The sequence below is a fragment of the Baekduia sp. genome, assembly GCF_035996765.1.
Taxonomy (GTDB): domain Bacteria; phylum Actinomycetota; class Thermoleophilia; order Solirubrobacterales; family Solirubrobacteraceae; genus Baekduia.
On record NZ_DASYJG010000043.1, the window covers coordinates 65097 to 84927 of the forward strand.

General features: G+C 70.8%; 20 protein-coding genes. 13 read left to right on the forward strand and 7 right to left on the reverse strand.

Annotation, left to right across the window (positions count from 1 at the left end; genetic code table 11):
- Positions 1–2 precede the first annotated feature (2 nt).
- Complete coding sequence (locus VGO10_RS10760) at positions 3–1649, reverse strand: FAD-binding dehydrogenase (RefSeq protein WP_327468069.1); 1647 nt, start codon at positions 1647–1649, stop codon at positions 3–5.
- Between the two features lie 68 nt (positions 1650–1717).
- Here VGO10_RS10760 and VGO10_RS10765 point away from each other — a divergent pair, with 68 nt between their 5' ends.
- Together VGO10_RS10765 and VGO10_RS10770 are read left to right on the forward strand one after the other, a co-directional pair.
- A complete protein-coding gene (locus VGO10_RS10765; protein ID WP_327468071.1) occupies positions 1718–2908 on the forward strand; it encodes a low temperature requirement protein A in 1191 nt (396 codons plus the stop codon).
- Between the two features lie 75 nt (positions 2909–2983).
- Complete coding sequence (locus VGO10_RS10770) at positions 2984–3640, forward strand: response regulator transcription factor (protein ID WP_327468073.1); 657 nt, start codon at positions 2984–2986, stop codon at positions 3638–3640.
- 8 nt (positions 3641–3648) lie between these two features.
- Here the strand turns inward: VGO10_RS10770 and VGO10_RS10775 are convergent, their stop codons facing one another.
- Positions 3649–3948, reverse strand: coding sequence for a hypothetical protein (locus VGO10_RS10775; protein WP_327468075.1), 300 nt, complete (start codon positions 3946–3948; stop codon positions 3649–3651).
- A 219-nt stretch (positions 3949–4167) separates the two neighbouring features.
- Between VGO10_RS10775 and VGO10_RS10780 the strand changes: the two genes are divergently transcribed.
- Positions 4168–4659 (forward strand): hypothetical protein, encoded by a 492-nt coding sequence (locus VGO10_RS10780; protein WP_327468078.1) that lies wholly within the window; start codon positions 4168–4170, stop codon positions 4657–4659.
- 28 nt (positions 4660–4687) lie between these two features.
- Here VGO10_RS10780 and VGO10_RS10785 read toward each other — a convergent pair whose 3' ends face one another.
- Positions 4688–5809, reverse strand: a complete 1122-nt coding sequence (locus tag VGO10_RS10785; protein ID WP_327468080.1) for a CoA transferase — start codon at positions 5807–5809, stop codon at positions 4688–4690.
- A gap of 52 nt (positions 5810–5861) precedes the next feature.
- On the opposite strand from VGO10_RS10785, the gene VGO10_RS10790 reads away from it, so the two are divergent.
- From VGO10_RS10790 to VGO10_RS10820, 7 genes are all read left to right on the forward strand, one after another.
- Positions 5862–7049 carry an acyl-CoA dehydrogenase family protein gene (locus VGO10_RS10790; protein WP_327468082.1) on the forward strand — a complete coding sequence of 396 codons (1188 nt, stop codon included), beginning with the start codon at positions 5862–5864 and terminating at the stop codon, positions 7047–7049.
- Complete coding sequence (locus VGO10_RS10795; RefSeq protein ID WP_327468084.1) at positions 7046–7708, forward strand: GntR family transcriptional regulator; 663 nt, start codon at positions 7046–7048, stop codon at positions 7706–7708. Before VGO10_RS10790 ends, VGO10_RS10795 begins: the two co-directional genes overlap by 4 nt.
- Positions 7709–7829: 121 nt before the next feature.
- Entirely contained in the window at positions 7830–8714 is an 885-nt protein-coding gene (locus VGO10_RS10800) for a hypothetical protein (RefSeq protein ID WP_327468086.1), read from the forward strand.
- Between the two features lie 38 nt (positions 8715–8752).
- The gene (locus tag VGO10_RS10805; RefSeq protein ID WP_327468088.1) at positions 8753–9796 is read left to right on the forward strand and encodes an LLM class flavin-dependent oxidoreductase; all 1044 of its coding nucleotides are present in this window, start codon (positions 8753–8755) and stop codon (positions 9794–9796) included.
- Between the two features lie 59 nt (positions 9797–9855).
- A complete protein-coding gene (locus VGO10_RS10810; protein ID WP_327468090.1) occupies positions 9856–11526 on the forward strand; it encodes an FAD-dependent oxidoreductase in 1671 nt (556 codons plus the stop codon).
- A gap of 49 nt (positions 11527–11575) precedes the next feature.
- Positions 11576–13030 (forward strand): HAMP domain-containing sensor histidine kinase, encoded by a 1455-nt coding sequence (locus tag VGO10_RS10815; protein ID WP_327468092.1) that lies wholly within the window; start codon positions 11576–11578, stop codon positions 13028–13030.
- A complete protein-coding gene (locus tag VGO10_RS10820) occupies positions 13027–13347 on the forward strand; it encodes a UBP-type zinc finger domain-containing protein (protein WP_327468094.1) in 321 nt (106 codons plus the stop codon). The genes VGO10_RS10815 and VGO10_RS10820 overlap by 4 nt, the downstream gene beginning before the upstream one ends.
- A 605-nt stretch (positions 13348–13952) precedes the next feature.
- On the opposite strand, the gene VGO10_RS21810 is transcribed toward VGO10_RS10820, so the two are convergent.
- The 4 genes from VGO10_RS21810 to VGO10_RS10835 all read right to left on the reverse strand — a co-directional run bounded on the left by VGO10_RS21810 (position 13953) and on the right by VGO10_RS10835 (position 16386).
- A complete protein-coding gene (locus VGO10_RS21810) occupies positions 13953–14234 on the reverse strand; it encodes a DUF6510 family protein (protein ID WP_414642226.1) in 282 nt (93 codons plus the stop codon).
- A complete protein-coding gene (locus tag VGO10_RS10825; RefSeq protein WP_349258939.1) occupies positions 14234–15010 on the reverse strand; it encodes a ferredoxin reductase in 777 nt (258 codons plus the stop codon). The genes VGO10_RS21810 and VGO10_RS10825 overlap by 1 nt, the downstream gene beginning before the upstream one ends.
- 2 nt (positions 15011–15012) lie before the next feature.
- Positions 15013–15621 carry a sulfite oxidase-like oxidoreductase gene (locus tag VGO10_RS10830; RefSeq protein WP_327468098.1) on the reverse strand — a complete coding sequence of 203 codons (609 nt, stop codon included), beginning with the start codon at positions 15619–15621 and terminating at the stop codon, positions 15013–15015.
- A 63-nt stretch (positions 15622–15684) separates the two neighbouring features.
- A complete protein-coding gene (locus VGO10_RS10835) occupies positions 15685–16386 on the reverse strand; it encodes a TetR/AcrR family transcriptional regulator (RefSeq protein ID WP_327468100.1) in 702 nt (233 codons plus the stop codon).
- A 54-nt stretch (positions 16387–16440) separates the two neighbouring features.
- On the opposite strand from VGO10_RS10835, the gene VGO10_RS10840 reads away from it, so the two are divergent.
- The 3 genes from VGO10_RS10840 (at position 16441) to VGO10_RS10850 (ending at position 19813) form a co-directional block, all read left to right on the forward strand.
- Positions 16441–17436 (forward strand): ATP-binding cassette domain-containing protein, encoded by a 996-nt coding sequence (locus tag VGO10_RS10840; protein WP_327468102.1) that lies wholly within the window; start codon positions 16441–16443, stop codon positions 17434–17436.
- Entirely contained in the window at positions 17433–18296 is an 864-nt protein-coding gene (locus tag VGO10_RS10845; RefSeq protein WP_327468104.1) for an ABC transporter permease, read from the forward strand. The genes VGO10_RS10840 and VGO10_RS10845 overlap by 4 nt, the downstream gene beginning before the upstream one ends.
- A 104-nt stretch (positions 18297–18400) precedes the next feature.
- A complete protein-coding gene (locus tag VGO10_RS10850; RefSeq protein ID WP_327468106.1) occupies positions 18401–19813 on the forward strand; it encodes an FAD-dependent oxidoreductase in 1413 nt (470 codons plus the stop codon).
- Positions 19814–19831 lie beyond the last annotated feature (18 nt).

Sequence of the window (19831 nt, forward strand, 5' to 3'; positions counted from 1 at the left end):
TCTCAGCCCTGCGCGGCCGCCCGCCCCGCCGCGCGCCCGCTGAACAGGCAGCCGCCGAGGAACGTCCCTTCCAGCGAGCGGTAGCCGTGCATGCCGCCGCCGCCGAAGCCGGCCACCTCGCCGGCCGCAAACAGCCCCGGCACCGGCTTGCCGTCGTCGCCCAGCACGCGCGAGGAGAGGTCGGTCTCCAACCCGCCCAGCGACTTGCGCGTCAGCACCGACAGGCGCACGGCGATCAGCGGCCCGGCCTTGGGGTCGAGCAGACGGTGCGGCGCGGCGACGCGCGCGATGCGGTCCGGGAGGTACTTGCGCGCGCCGCGCAGCGCGACGACCTGCAGGTCCTTGGAGTACTTGTTGTCCATCTCGCGGTCGCGCGCGAGCACCTCGCGCTCGACCTGCGCGAAGGTCAGCTCGGCGTCGGGCTCCAGCGTGCGCATGCCGGCAACGAGGCGCTCGAGCGTCGGCTCGACGAGGAAGTCGCTGCCGTGGCGCATGAACGCCTCGACCGGCCCGGGCGCGCCGGAGCCCACGCGCGACTGCAGCACCGCCTTGAGCGACTTGCTCGTGATGTCGGGGTTCTGCTCGGAGCCCGACAGCGCGAACTCCTTCTCGATGATCTTCTGGGTCAGCACGAACCACGTGTGGTCGTGGCCGGTCGTCATGATGTGTTCGAGCGTGCCGAGCGTGTCGAAGCCGGGGAAGAGCGGGACCGGCAGGCGGCGGCCGAGCGCGTCGAGCCACAGCGACGACGGGCCGGGCAGGATCCGGATGCCGTGCAGCGGCCAGATCGGATCCCAGTTGTTGATGCCCTCGACGTAGTGCCACATGCGGTCGGGGTTGATCGACCGCGCGCCCGCCTCCTGGGCGATCGCGAGCATCCGGCCGTCGACGTGCGCGGGGACGCCGGAGATCATCCGGGCCGGCGCCTGGCCGAGGCGCGCGGGCCAGTTCTGGCGCACCAGCGCGTGGTTGCCGCCGATGCCGCCGGAGGTGACGATCACGGCGGGCGCGTTGAGCGTGAAGTCGCCGACGACGTCGCGCGAGGAAGCCTGGCCGCGCTGGACGTCTGACGGCGCGAGCACCGCGCCGCTGACGCCGTCGACCGTCCCGTTGGTGACCGAGATCGCATCGACGCGGTGGCGGAAGCGTAGCTCGACGAGCCCCTGGGCCACGCCCTCGCGCACGCGTGCGACGAACGGATCGACGACGCCCGGGCCGGTGCCCCAGGTGACGTGGAAGCGTGGCACCGAGTTGCCGTGGCCGATCGCGCCGTAGCCGCCGCGCTCGGCCCAGCCTGGGTTGGGCAGGAAGCGGATGCCGCGCTCGCGCATCCACGAGCGCTTCTCGCCGGCGGCCCACTGCACGTAGGCCTCGGCCCAGCGCGAGGGCCAAAGATCCTCGGGGCGGTCGAAGCCCGCCGTGCCCTGCCAGTCCTGCCAGGCCAGGTCGTAGGAGTCGCGCACGCCCATCCGCCGCTGTTCGGGCGAGTCCACCAGGAAGATGCCGCCAAAGGACCAGAACGCCTGGCCGCCGAGCGACGCCTCGGGCTCTTGGTCGACGAGCACGACCCGCTTGCCGGCGGCGACGAGCTCTGCGGTGGCGACGAGCCCGGCGAGGCCGGCGCCGACGACGATTGCGTCGGCGTTCATTTGCAGTCCCTGTGCAAGAACATTGGCGGCAAAGGATATTGGGCGGCGGGGTTCTAGGCTGCGTCGCGATGACGCATTACCGCCGTCGCCGCGGGGCCGAGGAGCAACGGGCCACGTCGCTTGAGTTGTTCTACGACTTGGTCTTCGTCTTTGCGGTCACGCAGATCAGCCATTACTTGCTCGGGCATCTGACCTGGGAGGGCGCGGGCCAGTCGGCGCTGCTGCTCATGGTCGTCTGGTGGTCGTGGAACTACACGACGTGGGTCACCAACGAGCTCGATCCCGAGTCAACGGTCGTCCGGCTGCTGATGATCGCGCTGATGCTGGCGAGCCTGATGATGGCCGTCGCCATCCCCGACGCCTTCGGCGACGACGGCCTGCTCTTCGTCGGCTGCTACCTGGCGATCCAGCTGGGACGCCACACGTTCTTGACCTTCGCGGCGGCCGACCGCGGCGAACCCGAGCGCGAGCGGGCGGGGCGGATCCTCATGTGGTTCGCGTTTGCGGGCGTGTTCTGGATCGCCGGCGCGCTGGCTGACGGCGAGGCGCGCACGCTGCTGTGGCTGATCGCGCTGACCATCGACTACGGCGCGCCGCTGACGGTCTTCTGGGTCCCCGGCCGTCCGCGGCTGCACGGCAGCACGTGGGACGTCGAGACCAGCCACTTCAGCGAGCGCTTCGGGTTGTTCATCATCATCGCGCTGGGTGAGTCGATCGTGGTGACGGGGACGACGACGTCGGAGATCGGGCTGACCGGTCAGACGGCTGTCGCGTTTGCCGCCGCCTTCCTGACGACCGCCGCGTTGTGGTGGCTGTACTTCACCGCGGTGGCACGGATCGGTGAGCAGCGGCTGGAGTCCGCGACGACCAACCGCACCACCTTGGCGCGCGATGCCTACACCTACCTCCACGTCGTGCTGGTCGCCGGCGTCGTCGTCTCGGCCGTCGGCGACGAGCTGGTGATCGCCCACCCGCGCGAGGCGCTGAGCTCCTCGGCCGAGGTCGCGGCGGTTGTCGGCGGACCGGCGCTCTACCTCTTCGCCCACGCGCTCTTTCGGCTGCGGCTGAGCGGTCACATCGGCTGGCGCCGGCCGTCGGCCGCGCTGGCCTGCGTGGCGATCGGCCTGCTCTTTGCCGATGCCGCGGCGTTGACGGTGGCGATTCTCGTGCTCGTCGTGCTGGTCCTGACCATCGCCATCGATCAGGCGATGGCGCTACGGCGGGACCAGGAGCTGGTCAGCAGGAAGACCGCAGATTGAGCGTTGATCGGCCGAATCGGTCGGTCGGATTTCCGCCCGCGCTGCTCGATAGGCGATACTCAGCATTCGGTGAGTATGGAATCTTTTGAAGGACCAGTGCTGACGTTCAGCGTCGTGGTGGCCGACGACCATCCGGTCTACCTCGACGCGCTCAGCCGTGCGGTGGACGCCGTCCCGGAGCTGTCGCTGGCCGGGACCGCAAACGACGGCGCCGAGGCCATCGACATCATCGAGCGTGTGCGTCCCGACGTGGCTGTCCTCGACGTGGAGATGCCCATCTACAACGGGCCTGCGGTCGCGGCGCGGATCGTCGCGTTGGAGTTGCCGACGCGCGTCCTGTTCCTCTCAGCACATCGCGACGGCGCCACGGTCTATGACGCGCTGGCCACCGGCGGCTACGGCTACGTGACCAAGGACGCATCGATGCGCGAGATCCAGGACGCGGTGCTGCGCGTCGCCTCGGGCGTGCGCAGCATTGGCGCTGGCGTCGAGCACCAGATCGTCGAAGAGATCCAGGTGCGGGCTGAGCGTCACACGCTGGAGCTCACCGAACGCGAGCGCTCCGTACTGGAGCTGGCGGTCAGGGGGCTCACGGTTGCTGGGATGGGCAAGCACCTGCACCTGAGCCCGGCAACGATCAAGGTCCACCTCTCCACGCTGTACGCGAAGCTCGGTGTCTCGGATCGAGCCAGCGCCGTCGCCGAGGCGATCCGCCGCGGCCTCGTGCAGTGAGGTCGCGGTTACGGCGCCACCTCGTCGTCGAAGCGGAAGTGCTGGCCGTGGCGCAGGCCGACAAGGCTGCCGAGCCGCTCGCTGAACGCGATGAAGTCCGAGGGATGGCGGGCGACGGCCGGGCGCGCCAGCGCGAGGTCGCCGGCTGCGAAGGCCAGGCCTGCGCTGGTGATCGTGACGTCGTCGATCCGAACGGCGAGCCAGCCGTCGTCGGTCAGCGCGGTTGCCAGATCGGGCCGCTGGAACGTCGCGCGGCGGGTGAGTTCGGCCGTGGGGTCAGCCGGTCGAAACGAGGTGAGCTGGGACATTGGGGAGGCCCGGGTAGGGGAGTGGCGGGCACCGATCAGCCTGGCATCGGGTCCTCCTGCTGTGCGGCGTGGTGACCCGTGTACGGCGTGGCGGAGGACCGACCGTCGGGGTACGGGCGCCCACACCATCGCCGCGGCGCCGGCTGGACAAAAAGCCCAAGCGCGGCACGGGATCGGGGTGTATGGTCGGTCTCTGGTCAGCGAGGAGGAGGAGACGCGGTGATCAACCTGAGGGCGCCGGAGCGACGGCACGATGCTGACCGCGTGCGCAGCGGTGGCGGCGGCGTGCTGCTGGTGGCCTTGGATGACAAGGCGCTGGCCGAGGCCCTGCCGATCGCCCAAGCGCGTGCGGCGGCGCTCGGTGCCCGCGTGACGATCGCCGGCTCCGCGCGGATGCCGTTCTGGTGGGCCGTGGCCGCCAGCGGCTGGATGATGATCCCGCGGCCGTGGGCCGAAGACACCCGCATGCGCGCCGAGTCCCAGCTGCGCGAGAAGGTCGGAACGCTCAGCGGTGATGCCGAATGCGGCGTCGTCTGCCGCCATGGCAGGGCCGAGGGATGGCTGGGCCGGATCCTCGGCCAGGATCGCTACGGCACCGTGTTGATCGCGACCTCGCGGCTGTCGGGCCGCCGGACGCGCCGACTGGCGGCTATCGCCGGGCCAGACCGGATGTTCGCGGTCCTCACTCCGCTGGAGTCGCGCCGCGGGTGAGGCTGGCCGCGGCCGGCCTTCTCGGTCGTCACGGCGCCGGGAGCGTCGGCGGGGCGCAGCGGTAGGTCGGCGGGGTTGCACTCAACCTGATGGGGTTGCGGGTCAGCCGTGCGATCGTGCCGTCGGCGCGCGGGAGCTCGACGATCGGGTCCAGCCCGAGTGAGCCTGCAAGCGCGAAGGCGCCGGCGACGTCGTTGACCTGGCCCGCTGGGACGCCGGCGGCCGATAGCTTCGCGATCCACGTCGCCGCACCGCGCGCTGCCAGCAATGTCGTGAGCTCGGTGCGCAGCGCGTCGCGATGTGCGACCCGCGCGCCGTTGGTCGCAAAGCGCGCGTCGTGTGCCAGCTCCGGCGCGCCGAGCGTCTCGCACAGCGCGGCGAACTGCCTGTCGTTGCCCACGGCCAGGACGAGGTCGCCGTTGCCGGTGGGCAGCAGCTCGTAGGGCGCGATCGACGGGTGGGCGTTGCCCATGCGCTGGCCGACGGCGCCGGCCAGCGTGTAGGCCGAGCCCTGGTTGACCAGTGCTGCGAGCAAGGACGACAACAAGTTCACCTCGACCCGCTGGCCCTCGCCGGTGCGCGCACGGTGGTGCAGCGCCGCCAGGATGCCGGTGCTCGCGAAGAGCCCGGCGATGACGTCGACCAGCGCGACCCCGACCTTCTGCGGCTCACCGTCCGCTTCGCCGGTGATGGACATCAGCCCTCCGAGGGCCTGGACGAGCAGGTCGTAGCCGGGCAGCGCCGCGCCGGGGCCCGCGCCGAAGCCGGTGATCGAGCAGTACACCAACTTGGGGTCCTCGGCCGACAGCGTGTCCCAGCCGAGACCGAGACGGTCCATGACGCCGGGGCGGAAGTTCTCGACCACGACGTCGGCGTGCGCGATGAGCTCGCGCGCCCGCGCCGTGCCGTCCGGGGTCCCCAAGTCGATGGCCTCACTCGACTTGTTGCGGTTGACCGCCTGGAAGTAGGTCGCCTCGCCGCGCTCATCGAAGGGCGGGCCCCAGGCGCGGGTGTCGTCCCCAATGCCGGGCCGTTCGACTTTGATCACCGTCGCCCCCAGGTCGGCGAGCACCATCGTGGCCAGCGGTCCCGCGAGCACACGGGAGAAGTCGACGATCGTCAGGTCGCCGAGCGCGGCGGGAGGCTCCATCTGCAAAGATCCTAGATCTTCGAAAGTTTGCGCGCAAGGAGACCGACCCGCCATGAGCACCACCGCCGCTCCGCCCGAGATCCGCCCGAAGGACTTCCTCGCGATCGACCATCTCCTCTCCGACCAGGAGCGCGACATCCGCGACACGGTCCGCGCGTTCGTCGCCGACCGGATCGTGCCCCACGTTGGTGATTGGTTTGAGGCCGGCCAGCTTCCGATCGGCGAGCTGGCGCCCGCGCTGGGCACGTTGGGGGTCTTGGGCATGCACCTCACCGGCTATGGCTGCGCGGGCGTCTCGGCCACCGCCTACGGCTTGGCCTGCCTGGAGCTCGAGGCCGGCGACAGCGGCGTCCGCTCGCTCGTCTCGGTTCAGGGCTCGCTCGCGATGTACGCCATCTGGCGCTGGGGCAGCGAAGAGCACAAGCAGGAATGGCTGCCGCGAATGGCCGCCGGCGAGGCGATCGGCTGCTTTGGCCTGACCGAGCCCGACGCGGGATCTGACCCCGGCGCCATGCGGACCCATGCACGCCGTGATGGCGAGGACTGGATCCTGCACGGCCAGAAGATGTGGATCACCAATGGGTCGGTGGCCGATGTCGCGGTCGTGTGGGCAGTGACCGACGATGGCGTGCGGGGCTTCCTCGTCCCCAAGGGCACCAAGGGCTTCACCACGCAGGACATCCACAAGAAGCTGTCGCTGCGCGCGTCGATCACCTCCGAGCTGCTCTTCGACGACGTCCGCCTCCCAGCCAGCGCGGTGCTCCCCGAGGTCAGCTCGCTGCGCGGTCCGCTCTCCTGCCTCAACGAGGCGCGCTTCGGCATCGTCTTCGGCGCCGTCGGCGCTGCACGCGCATGTTTTGAGGCCGCGCTGGACTACGCCGGCGAGCGGATCGCCTTCGGCCGGCCGATCGCCGCCACCCAGCTCCAGCAGCTCAAGCTCGCCACGATGGCCACGCAGGTCAACCAGGGGACGCTGCTGGCCTTGCACCTGGGCCGGATGAAGGACGACAACCTGCTGCGCAACGAGCATGTCTCGATGGGCAAGCTGGCCAACGTCAACATGGCGCTGGACGTCGCGCGCAACGCCCGTCAGGTCCTCGGCGCCAACGGCGTCACGCTCGAGTACCCCGTCATCCGGCACATGAACAACCTGGAGTCGGTCGTCACCTACGAGGGCACGGCCGACATCCACGCGCTCGTGGTCGGCGGGGCGTTGACGGGGATCCAGGCGTTTCGATGAGCGTGCGTCCCGCGACGCCCGGGACCGCCCAGGAGCACGCGGTCTCCGAGCTGCGCTGGCTGATCGTCTCCGGGGCGCTGGCGCCGGGCGCGCGCGTCAACCAGGAGGACGTCGCCACCGAGGTCGGCCTCAGCGTTGCGCCGGTGCGCGAGGCGCTGCGCGTCCTCGAGCAGGAGGGTCAGCTGACCTACCTGCCGCGGCGCGGCTACTTCGTCACCGAGCTGCGGATGGAGGATCTCGAGGAGATCTACGAGCTGCGCGCCTTGCTGGAGGAGCGCGCGGCGCGCCACGCGCTGCCAGGCCTCGACGGTGCGGCGATCGCGCGGATCGAGCAGGCCGCTCGCGCGTGTGCGGTCGCGGCCGAGCGTGGCGACGTTGCCGCCGAGCTGGCGGCCAACCGCCGTCTGCACTTCGGCATCGTCGACGCGCCCGACCGGCCGCATGCGCTGCGGGTGATCAAGCTGCTCTGGGACTCCACCGAGGCCTATCGCGCGATGTACTACAACTCGCCTGAAGAGCGGCGAGCGTCGTTGAAGGCACACGACCGGATCCTCGACGCCTTGCGCGCGCGGGATGCCGACCGCCTCGTCGCCGAGCTGGACGCCCATCGCGACCGGGCGCTCGAGGTTCTGCGCGGGATCCTCACTGCTTCTTCCTAGTCACCGGCTGCGGGTGAGGCCCGCTACGGGTGTGGTGCGGGGTGTGTCAGGTGCGCGCAGCGTCTGTGCCGTTTCCGCGCCGTCAGGCCGTCTCGCGTGCGCCGTGCCTGATGGTGGCGGCATGCATCAGCAACGCCTCGTCCTCAACGGTCCGCCCGCCGCCGTCGCGCGGCTGGCCGACGACCTCTGCACTGCCGGCGCAGTCGCCGTGGCCGGCCCCACGGCCGGCCCGCCGCGCCTGGTCTGGCGGACGGCGCGGCCAGCGTCGTTGGAAGCGCTCTGCGCGCACCACTGCGAGGTGATCGTCGGCGTCGAGCGCTTCGAGGTGCTCGGCGACGAGTTGCAGCGCCTGGTCGTGCGGGGTCCCGAGACGACGGTGCTGGAGCGGCGCCCGCTGGTCGGTGGCGACGATCTCGATGGGATCGAAGAGGCTGGTGGCGTCGGTCTCGAGGGCGACGGCGCACCGCTTGCCCCGGCGGTCTTGCGTGCTGCGGCGGGGTACGTGCTGGTCATGCCGGACGGCCTGGAGTCTGGTCCGAACTGCTCGCCTGTCGACGACGCGGTGCGGGTCGGAAAGGCCGTCGGGCGCTTGTGCGCGACGGTGATCGAGGACGGCCCGGACTTCGGGGGCGACGCGGCAATCGCGGCGTTGGCCGCCACCGTGCTGACGCTCGGCAGCGCGGGCTCAGCGTGCGTGACGGAGCGGACTTTCGAGCGTGAGTGGCGCCTGACGCAGGCCATGGCGCGGGCAGGTCGTGAGCATCTCTGGGCGCGGCCTGGCGAGGCCGACTGGCCGGAGTGGCTGATGGATCTGCTGACCGGCGCGGCGCAGGTCATCGAGGGTTGCTCGGCCTGCCTGCATCAACCGCCGCCACCGTTTGTCTCGCTGCACACCGAGCACTTCGATACGGAGGCCGAGCAGCTCGAGCGTGCGGCGCGGCGGCTGGTCACCACCGCGCTGCAGGCGCTGGTGCTGTTCCCGGTGAGCCGTCTCGTTGACAGATGATTGCGTGCGCAACTACTTCTGCTAGGATAAGCCACACCATGGAACTCGGTCTCGCCACCTTTGCCGACCTCGCCGCCGGCGTCAGCCCGCAGCAGCGCATGAACGACCTCCTCGAGGAGGCCAAGCTCGCTGACGAGCTCGGGCTTGATGTCTTCGCCGTCGGCGAGCACCACCGTCCGGACTACCTCATCTCCTCGCCCGCGGTCGCCCTTGGCGCCATCGCGGCGATCACGGACACCATCCGCCTTTCCAGCGCCGTGACCGTGCTCAGCTCCGAGGACCCGGTCCGCGTCTTTCAGCAGTTCGCCGAGGTCGATCTGATCTCCGACGGGCGGGCGGAGATCATGGCGGGGCGCGGCTCGTTCACCGAGTCCTTCCCGCTGTTCGGCAAGAGCCTCGACGACTATGACGACCTCTACCTCGAGAACCTCGAGCTGCTCCTGGCGCTGCGCGAGAGCACCCACGTCACGTGGTCGGGCAAGCATCGCGCCGCGCTGGACAACGCCGGAGTCTGGCCGCGTCCCGTGCAGGATCCGCTGCCGGTGTGGGTCGCCGTCGGCGGCTCGCCGCAGTCGGTCGTGCGCGCCGCCACGCTCGGCCTGCCGCTGACGATCGCGATCATCGGTGGCCAGCTGCAGCGCTTCGTGCCGTTGGTCGAGCTCTATCGGGAGGCGTGGGCCGCCGTCGGCCACGACCCCGCCGCCGCCCGCATCGCGATCAACACCCATGCGTTCGTCGGCGCGACCTCGGCGGCGTCTGACCGCGCGCACGCGCATGGCTACCTGGAGGTCATGAACCGCATCGGCCGCGAGCGCGGCTGGCCGCCTTCCGGCCAGCGCGAGTACCAGGCGCTGCGCTCGCCCGACGGCGCCTTGGCCGCCGGCTCGCCCGAGCAGGTCGCCGAGAAGATCCTGCTCGGTCACGAGCTCTTCGGCCACCAGCGCTACATCGGCCAGATGAGCATCGGGTCGGTCGCCCACGCCGACGTCTTGGCCTCGATGGAGCTGTTCGGCACGGAGGTCGCGCCGGTCGTGCGGGCCGAGGTCGCCCGCCGCGAGGCCGCGGCGTCTGCCACCGCGTGATCGCACCCGCCCGCCCTTGCCGCCGCAACCCTCGACAGGGATGAGAAGCTCCGGGGCAGATGTCTGCCGACGCTCCTGAACGCACCCGTCGACCGGCCATCGTCGCCGTCGACGACGAACCCGCGGTCCTCGCCGCCGTCGCCCGGGACCTGCGCCGCCAGTTCGGCGAGCGCTACCGCGTCCTGCGTGCCGCCTCCGGGGAGGAGGCGCTGGAGGTCGTGCGTGAGCTGATCACGCGCGGCGACCAGGTCGCGCTGCTGATCGCCGATCAGCGCATGCCCGGCCTCTCGGGGACCGAGTACCTCGTCGAGGCGCGCAAGCTCGCACCCGACGCCAAGCGCGTCCTGCTCACCGCCTACGCCGACACCGGCGCCGCCATCCAGGCGATCAACGAGGTCGCGCTTGACTACTACCTGCTCAAGCCCTGGGACCCGCCGGAGGAGGAGCTCTACCCGGTGGTGCAGGACCTCTTGACCACGTGGGAGTCCGGCGCGGCGCTGGAGTCCGGTGGCGTGCGCGTCATCGGCCATCGCTTCTCCAAGCCGGCCCACGACCTGCGCGACTTCCTGGCGCGCAACCGCGTCCCCGGCCGCTGGCTGGACATCGAGCGCGACGGCGAAGCGCGCGAGCTGCTGCGCGTCGCCGGGGTCAGCGAGGAGGGTCTGCCGGTTGCGCTCATGGAGGACGGCTCGGTCCTGGAGCGCCCGACCGTGCTGGAGCTGGCCGAGCGCCTCGGCGTCACCAGTCAGCCCGCAACCGACCACTATGACTTGGTCATCGTCGGCGGCGGCCCCGCCGGTCTCGCCGCCGCGGTCTACGGCGCGTCGGAGGGGTTGTCCACCGTGATGGTCGAGCGCGAGGCGCCCGGCGGCCAGGCCGGCACCTCCAGCCGGATCGAGAACTACCTCGGCTTCCCGAACGGCCTCTCCGGCTCGGACCTCGCGCGCCGCGCCACCGACCAGGCGCGGCGCCTCGGCGCCGAGCTGCTGACCGTGCAGGATGCGGTGACGCTCGAGGTCGAGGGCACCGGGCGCCTCGTCCGTCTCTCTGGCGGCGGCGCGCTGAGCGCCAACACGGTGCTGATCGCCTCCGGCGTCTCCTACCGCAAGCTCGACACGCCGGGCTTCGACGAGCTCACCGGCGCAGGCATCTACTACGGCGCCGCGTTGAGCGAGGCGCGCTCCTGCTCGCAGCAGCGCGTCGTGATCATCGGGGGTGCCAACTCCGCCGGCCAGGCGGCCGTCCACTTCGCCGGCTGGGCCGCGCAGGTCACGATGCTCGTGCGCGCGCCGTCGTTGACCAAGTCCATGTCCAACTATCTGATCGAGCAGATCGCCGCGCTGCCGAACGTCGAGGTGCGCACGGGCTCCCAAGCGGTGGAGGCGACCGGCGAGGACGGCCACCTCAAGGCGCTGCGGATCCGCGGCGCCGATGGCGCGGAGACCCTCGAGGACACCGACGCCTGCTTCGTCTTCGTCGGCGCCGCCCCGCGCACCTCCTGGCTCGACACGGTCGTCGCGCGCGACGAGCACGGCTTCATCCTCGCCGGGGCCGAGGTCCGCGGCGCGGGCTGGCCGCTCAAGCGGGACCCCTATCTGCTGGAGACCTCGGTCCCTGGCGTCTTCGTCGCCGGCGACGTCCGCGCCCGCTCGATCAAGCGCGTGGCCAGCGCGGTCGGCGAAGGGTCGATGGCGGTGTCGTTGATCCACGAGTATCTGGCGGCCGCATGACGACCCAGTACCGGACAGCGGAAGAGTCCATCGTCAAGCGGTCGGCCGCATGACCCCGACGATCCCCGTCTCGCTCGACGAGCTGCGTCGCGTCGACCTGTTCGACGGTCTCGACGAGGCCCAGCTCGAGCAGTGGCGCGCCGCCGCCCAGGCGTTCAACGTTCCCGCCGGGAAGATCATCGCCGAGCAGGACGCCTCGCCCCGCGGGCTGCTGCTCCTGCTCGAGGGCCGCCTGCGGACCTACAAGATGGTCGACGAGACGCGCTTCGAGCCGATCGGCCACATGGACGCGCCGACCTGGATGCAGGCGATCGCCGCGCTCACCGAGACGCCGGTCGGCGTGCGCCTGCAGACCGACACCGACTGCGTCGTCGGGCTCATCCCGCTTCAGACGTTCACCGAGCTCGCGCTCGCACACCGCTCGGTGCACCGCAAGATCATGCAGGCCATCGGCCCGGTCACGGCGCGCCTGGCTCAGATCGACAACGACCGCGAGCGTCTCGCCTCACTCGGCACGATGGCCGCCGGCCTCGCGCACGAGCTCAACAACCCGGTGGCCGCGGTGAAGCGCGCGTCGTCGCAGCTCGTGGATGCGCTGGACATCGTCACCGGCGCGATCGGCGCGTTCGTGGAGGGTGGCATCGAGCGCGCCGACGCCGAGCGTCTCGTCGAGCTGCAGCAGGAGGCGCTGCGGCGCTCGGACTCGGCCGCGGCGCTGAGCAGCGTCGACGCCGCCGACGCCGAGGACGACATGTTGGAGCGGTTGGAGGATCTCGGCATCGATGAGCCCTGGCGCCTGGCCGAGGTGCTCGCCGCGGCCGGCGTCGACGAGGCCTGGCTCAGCGAGGTCGCCGAGCGCGCGGGCCCGGCCGTCTCCAACGCGCTGGCCTGGGTCGTCGCGACGCTCTCGGCCCGCGGGCTGGCGACCGAGCTGCAGGAGTCCGCGAGCCGGATGAGCGATCTGGTTGGGGCGATCAAGACCTACTCCTACATGGATCGTGGTGACTTGGTCCAGGTCGACCTGCGCGAGGGCATCGACGCCACCATCAAGGTCCTCGGCCACAAGCTCAAGCACACCAAGATCGACGTTCGCAAGGACTATGACCCGACCCTGCCGCGTCTGGCGGTGCGCGGCTCGGAGCTCAACCAGGTCTGGACCAACCTCATCGACAACGCTGTCGATGCGCTGGGAGAGACCGGCACGATCACGATCACCACCTCGCGCGACGGCCCGTGCGTGCGCGTCGACATCGCCGACGACGGCCCCGGCATCCCGGAGGAGGCGCGCCGACGCGTGCTGGAGCCGTTCTTCACCACCAAAGAGGTCGGCTCCGGCACCGGCCTCGGTCTGGACACCGTGCGCCGCATCGTCGAAGACCGCCACGACGGCAGCCTCGGCTTCGACACCGGCCCTGACGGCACGAGCTTCCACGTCTGGCTGCCGATTCCCGACGGATCGGAGCTGGCGGCTCCGCCCACGACCACGGAGGACTCCTCAACATGAGCGCGACCAGCTGCACGCACCTGGACACCATCGAGATCACCGAGCTACCGGAGGAGGTGGCGGGCTGCGAGGATTGTCTGGCGTCCGGTGGCGTCTGGCTGCACCTGCGCATCTGCCTGGCGTGCGGCCACGTGGGCTGCTGCGACGACTCGCCGGGCAAGCACGCGTCGGCGCACGCGGCGGCCGATGACCATCCGCTGATCCGGTCGCTGGAGCCGGGCGAGGAGTGGTGTTGGTGCTTCGTTGACGACTTGGCGATGCGGATCCCGCAGATCACGGGGGAGACGCGGATCCCGCGGTCGCCGATGTTGGGGTAGTTGGTCTGGGGCGTTTGGTGGGTCGTCCGCTTTGGTTGTTTGCGGGGCGCAGCCGTGGCGCTCCGCGCGCACTGTGGTTGGGGTGCGCGGCGGGGTTTGGGGCACCAAGGGGAAGGAAGTCGTGGTGGCTCGCGGGGTTGTCGGTCTTCCGCGTGAGGGTTCGCGGGACTGGCGTGCGATTCGCGGCGTTCCGGCGGGTCCGGGTCGTCGGTTGGCCGACCCGAATCGATCCGGGTCGTTTTGAGCGTCATGCGGACGTCGAAAACGCCCCGGACCCACGCTTCGGGCCCGAAGCCTCGGTCCGGGTCGCCTGGTGGTGAATGGGTCACCACGAAACGCCCCGGGCCGGCGATTCAGGCCTGAAGGATCGGTCCGTGTCGCCGGGTGTCCCTATATGGGGTCCGAAACGCCCCGGACCTCACCCAGGGCCACGAGCCGCCCGCGCCCAGGCGCCAACGGACGACAAGCCCGCGCCCCGAGGCCCCAGCCACTGCTCACTGCCCTCGGTGCCCCAAACCCCGCCGCGCACCCACCAGAGCAAACGCGCGGAGCGCCACGGGTGCGCCACGCAAACCACCACCGCGGACGGACGACCACGCGCCGAGCTACGCCGACGCGACCGGCACGCTCAGCGCCCAAGACCCCCGCATCCGCACGTCACGCTGCGCACCCCGCTCAACCACCACCAGCGCCACATCCCCACACCCCGGGCACCGCAGCACCAACCCCGCGCCCCGATACAGCCGGTGCTTTCCCACCGCATGCCGCTGCCCGCACGACCCGCAGCCCCGCACGGCTCCTGTCACCTCCGCGCCTCCGAACACCTCGGCCAGCAGCCCTGCGACCGCGTTCCCATCCAACACCAACGCCTCGTCGGTCACCGTCATCACCCTCCTGTCGGTCCAAACCGCTCCGTGTGCACCAACGCCGCCTCATGCCCCAGCCCCACCAGCGCATCCGCCACCGCCTCGACAAACGGCGTCGGCCCGCACACAAACACGCGCGGGGTCGCCGACGCCGCAGGCCCCACCGCCTCCAACATCGCGCCATCCACCCGCCGCGCAAACCCGTCCCACCCCTCCGGCACCGTGCGCGTCAACGTGTAGGTGATGCTCAACCCATCGCCCGCAGTACCCAATCGCTCCAGCTCCTCGCGGTACAGCACCGCCTCCAGCTCACGGGTCGAGACCAGCAGCCGCGTGTCAGCTCGGCTCCCCGCGGCGCGGCGATGACGCAGCATCGCCATCAGCGGCACCAGCCCCGACCCACCGGCCACCAACAACAGCGGGCCGCCATCGGCCGCCCGCCACGTGAAGTGCCCGCCCACCGGCCCGCGCACCTCGAACTGATCTCCTACAACAAGCTCGCCCGCCAGATACGGCGAGACCTCGCCGTCGTCGATCCGCTCGACGGTCAGCGCGACGCGCGGCGCATCCTCCGGCGTCGAGGCGATCGAGTACGAGCGCTCGGCCACGTAGCCGTCCTCGGCCGTCAGCCGGATATCCACGTGCTGGCCGGCAGCATGCCCGGGCCACTCGGGGACGTCCAGCACCAGCGTCCGGGCATGCGGCGTCTCCTCGATCAGCTCGACGACCGTCGCCATGCGCCACACCAGCCGCGCGCGCGGTGGTGCCACCGGCGCCACCGGCGCCCCTCCCGCCATCGTCAGTCGCCCCAATAGCGCTGCTCGCGCCACGGGTCGCCGTAGTTGTTGTACCCCGCGGCCTCCCAGAAGCCGGGCTCGTCCTCGACGGTCAGCGTCAGGCCGCGCACCCACTTCGCGCTCTTCCAGAAGTACAGATGCGGCACCAACAGCCGCGCCGGTCCGCCGTGGGCGGGCTCCAAGGGCTCGCCGTCAAAGGTGTGCACGACCCACGCCTTGCCGTCGCTCAGATCCTCCAGCGGCAGGTTGGTGGTGTAGCCGCCGTCAGCCCAGACGCTCACGTGCTCGGCCTCGGTTGCGACGCCCTCCAGCAGCTTGTCGATCGAGACGCCGGTCCACGCCGTGTCGAGCTTGGTCCACTTCGTCACGCAGTGGATGTCGACCGTGAACGTCTCTTGGGGAAGCGCGTTGAGCTCCTCCCATGTCCAGGACACAACCCCATCGACGGCACCTTGAATCGAGAACGACCACGCGGCCAGGTCGGGGTGTGGCGTCGGCCCGGCCGACAGCACCGGGAAGTCCTCGACGACGTACTGCCCGGGCGGAACACGCGCCGGATCGACGTCCGGGCGGCGTGGCCGACCGTGAAACCCGCGGGTGAAGGGCGGCATGTGCCGATGCTAGAGGTGGGCGGGCGCCGCGTCACGTGCCGCGTCACCCCGTCGAAGCCTCCGTCAGGCCGCCGGACGCGGGAGGTCGACGTCGGCGAACGCCACGGCCAGACGCTCGAACGCCTCGTCGACGACGGCGCGCACGCGGCGCTCGACCGTCCGCGCGCTCAGCCGCTCGGCCATCGCGGCCGACAGCGTCCGCGCCCGCAGGGTCATGACCGCGATGACCATCGCGGCCAGCGTCGCGGCACGCGGGTCGCCCTTGGGAAGCCCGAGCTGGTGGGCGAAGAGCTGGGCCAGGCGCGCCGTCCACAGCTCGGCGATGACCAGGCGCCGCGTGCGCAGCGCCGGCGACGCCTCTTCGGTCGCGAGGAAGCGGCGAAAGCGCTCGTAGTCCTCCGCATTGCGCAGGCGGCGCCAGCCATCGTCGTCAAACGGCACGAGCCGGTCGGCTAGAACGCCGTGCAGCGCCCCGACGACCGTCGCGCCCGCCGGACGCTCGACGACCGCGTCGACCAGCGCGCCGATCACATCCTCGACGCGATCGAAGAACAGCTCCTCCTTGGAGGGGAAGTAGTTGAACACCGTCTTGACCGAGACCTCGGCCGCCGCGGCGATCTGCGCCACCGTGACCGCCTCGAAGCCGTCGCGCATGAAGAGGCCGGTGGCGATGTTGGAGATGGTGAGGCGCGTGCGCGCCTTCTTCCACGCGCGCAGGCCGGCGGGCGGGACGCCGGCCTCCTGCACGGAAGAAGAAGATGCCATGACGAGAACTTTACACCCGTTGAAAAATTCCGTCGAGCATGCAATTCTTCCCGCGTGACCACGAACGCCATCGAAGCCCACGGCCTCGTCAAGATCTACGGCGACAAGCGCGCGCTGGACGGTGTCGACCTCGCCGTCGCGCGCGGCGCGGTCTGCGCCCTGCTGGGCCCCAACGGCGCCGGCAAGACCACAGCGGTCCGCGTCCTGACGACGCTGACCGCGCCCGACGCCGGCACGGCGACCGTCGCCGGCCACGACGTCCTGCGTGATCCGGTCTCAGTACGCCGCAGCATGGGCCTGGCCGCCCAGGACGCGACGGTCGACGGTCTGTTGACCGGCCACGAGAACCTGACGATGATCGGCGAGCTGCACCATCTCGGGCGCAAGCGTGCGCTCGCGCGGGCCACCGTCCTCCTGGAGCAGTTCGCGCTCTCAGACGCCTCCGACAAGCTCGCCAAGGAGTATTCGGGCGGTATGCGCCGGCGCCTGGACCTCGCGGCGACGCTCGTCGCCGAGCCCGAGGTGCTGTTCCTCGACGAGCCCACCACGGGTCTGGACCCGCGTGCGCGCAACGACCTGTGGGACGTGCTCGACGACCTGGTCGCCGGCGGCGCCACGATCCTGCTGACCACGCAGTACCTGGAGGAGGCCGATCGCCTCGCCGACGACATCGTCGTCGTCGACCACGGCCGCGTGATCGCTCGCGGTGACGCGCGCAGCCTCAAGCGTCAGGTCGGCGGCGACCAGCTGCGCGTCGTCGTGGCCGACCGCTCCGACCTCGACGCCGTCACCACGATCGTCGGTCGGGTCGCCGGCCACCAGCCGGCCGTCGACATCGGCGCCCGCTCGGTTGTGGCGCCCGCCGAAGGCGGCGTCGCCGCCATCGCCGCGCTGGCCGAAGCACTCAACGACGCCGAGATCGCCGTGGAAGACCTCGGGCTGGCCCAGCCGACGCTCGACGACGTGTTCCTCACGCTGACCGGCGCACCCCCTGAGGCGGATGACGCATCCGCCGTCCCCGTTTCGACGATCTCCGAGGAGCAGCGATGAGCACCCAAACCGTTGACGCCGGGGCTGGCGGGGACCGATACTCCCAGCGGCCCGCGAGCGCCCGCGCCACCTTCCTCTCCGACACGTGGGTGATCGCGCGGCGCGGCCTGCTCCACATGCGCCGCCAGCCAGAGGCGCTGTCAGACGCGACGATCCAGCCGGTCATGTTCGTGTTGTTGTTCGCGTTCGTCTTCGGCGGCGCGATCAGCGTGCCGGGCGGCGGCAGCTACAAGGAGTTCCTGATGGGCGGGATCTTCGCCCAGACGATCGTCTTCGGCTGCTTCGGCGTCGCGCTCGCGCTCTCCAACGACCGCAACAACGGGGCGATCGACCGCTTCCACTCGCTGCCGATCCCGCGCTCGAGCGTGCTCGCCGGCCACGCCGTGGCCAACCTCATTCGCGCGTTCTTGCCGATCGGGTTCATGACGATCACCGGCTTCGTCGTCGGCTGGCGGATCCACTCCGGGATCCTCGACGTCCTCGGCGCCTATGGCCTGATGTTGGTGTTCTCGTTCGCCATGATCTGGGTCGGCGTGCTGCTGGGCAGCATCGTGCCGACGCCCGAGGGTGTGCAGGGCGTGGCCTTCGTCGTGATCTTCCCGGTGACGTTCATCGCATCGACCTTCGTGCCGACGAGCACGCTGCCGGGCGTGCTCAAGACCGTTGCCGAGTGGAACCCGACGTCGTCGCTGGCCAACGCGCTACGCCACCTCTTCGAGAACCCGGGCGGCGCGATCCCGGCCAGCGGCCCGTGGCCGCTGCAGCACCCCGTGGCCTACACGCTGCTGTGGGCGGTCGGGATCGTCGTGATCTGCGCGCCGCTGGCCGTGCGGTCCTACCAGCGCTCGATCAAGTCATAGGCAGGGCCTCGCCCTGCCCTCAGGCCTAGCCCTCACACAGCTTCCGTCCATATCCGATCGCTAGAGTCGGGGATCCGCGCCCCCTCACCGTGGATCCCCTTCTCATGACCGATCTTCCTGACTCCGCCACCCCGACCGATGCGCCCCGGGCGGTGATCGTCGGCGCCGGCCCCTCGGGGTTCTACGCCGCCGATCAGCTGCTCACCGCGGGCTTCGAGGTCGATGTCCTGGACGCGCTGCCGACCCCGTTCGGGCTCGTGCGCGCCGGCGTCGCGCCCGACCATCCGAAGATCAAGGCCGTCACGCGGGTCTACGAGAAGACGGCCAGGAAGGATGGCTTTCGGTTCTTCGGTGGCGTCGTGCTGGGCCGCGACGTCACGCGCGCCGAGCTCTTGGAGCGCTACCACGTCGTCCTCTACGCGCTGGGCACCTCGGACGACAACCGCCTCAATGTGCCCGGCGAAGACCGTCCCGGCTCGCACGCCGCCACGCACTTCGTGGCCTGGTACAACGGCCACCCCGACGCGGCCGACCACGAGTACGACCTGAGCGTCAAGCGCGCGGTGGTGATCGGCAACGGCAACGTCGCCATCGACGTCGCCCGCATGCTCGTCCTCCATCCCGACGAGCTCACGCCGACCGACACGGCCGACCACGCCATCGACGTGCTCTCCCAGTCGGCCGTCGAGGAGGTCATCTTGCTCGGCCGTCGCGGCCCGGCCCAGGCGGCGTTCACCAACCCCGAGCTGCGTGAGCTGGCCGACCTGCAGCGCGCGGGCGTCGAGGTTGACGCGACCGATCTCGACCTCGACGAGCACTCCGCCCGCTGGCTGGAGGAAGAAGCCGACATCACGTCGCGCAAGAACGTCGAGATCCTGCGCGACTACGCCGAGAAGGGCCCCAAGGACGCCAGCCATCGCGTGATCCTGCGCTTCCTGCGCTCGCCGGTCGAGATTCTCGGCGAGGGCGAGCACGGTCCGGTCACCGGCGTGCGCGTCGTCGTCAACGAGATTCAGAAAGGTGAGGACGGCAGCCTTCGCGCCGTCCCGACCGACCGTGAAGAGACGATCGAGGCCGGCCTCGTGCTGCGCTCGATCGGCTATCGCGGCAAGCCCGTCGACGACGTCCCGTTTGACGATCGCCGTGGCCTGATCCGCAACACGGGTGGCCGCGTCTGCGCCGAGAGCGGCGACGCGCATCGCGGCGAGTACGTGGTCGGCTGGATCAAGCGCGGCCCCTCCGGCGTCATCGGCACCAACAAGAAGGATGCGGCCGACACGGTCGCCCGCATCGTCGAGGATCGCAGCGCCAACGCGCTGAACACCCCGACTTTGACCGATACCGAGGAGATCGCCGCCTTCTACGCGCAGCGCGCGCCCGACTCGGTCACCTGGGCCGGCTGGGAGGCGATCGACGCACACGAGAAGAGCTCCGGCGAGCCCCACGGCCGCCCGCGCGTCAAGCTCGTGCGCCTCGCCGATCTCGTCGAGCGCTCCCGCGCCACCAGCAACAGCTAGGGGCGCGGCGCGGCCCGA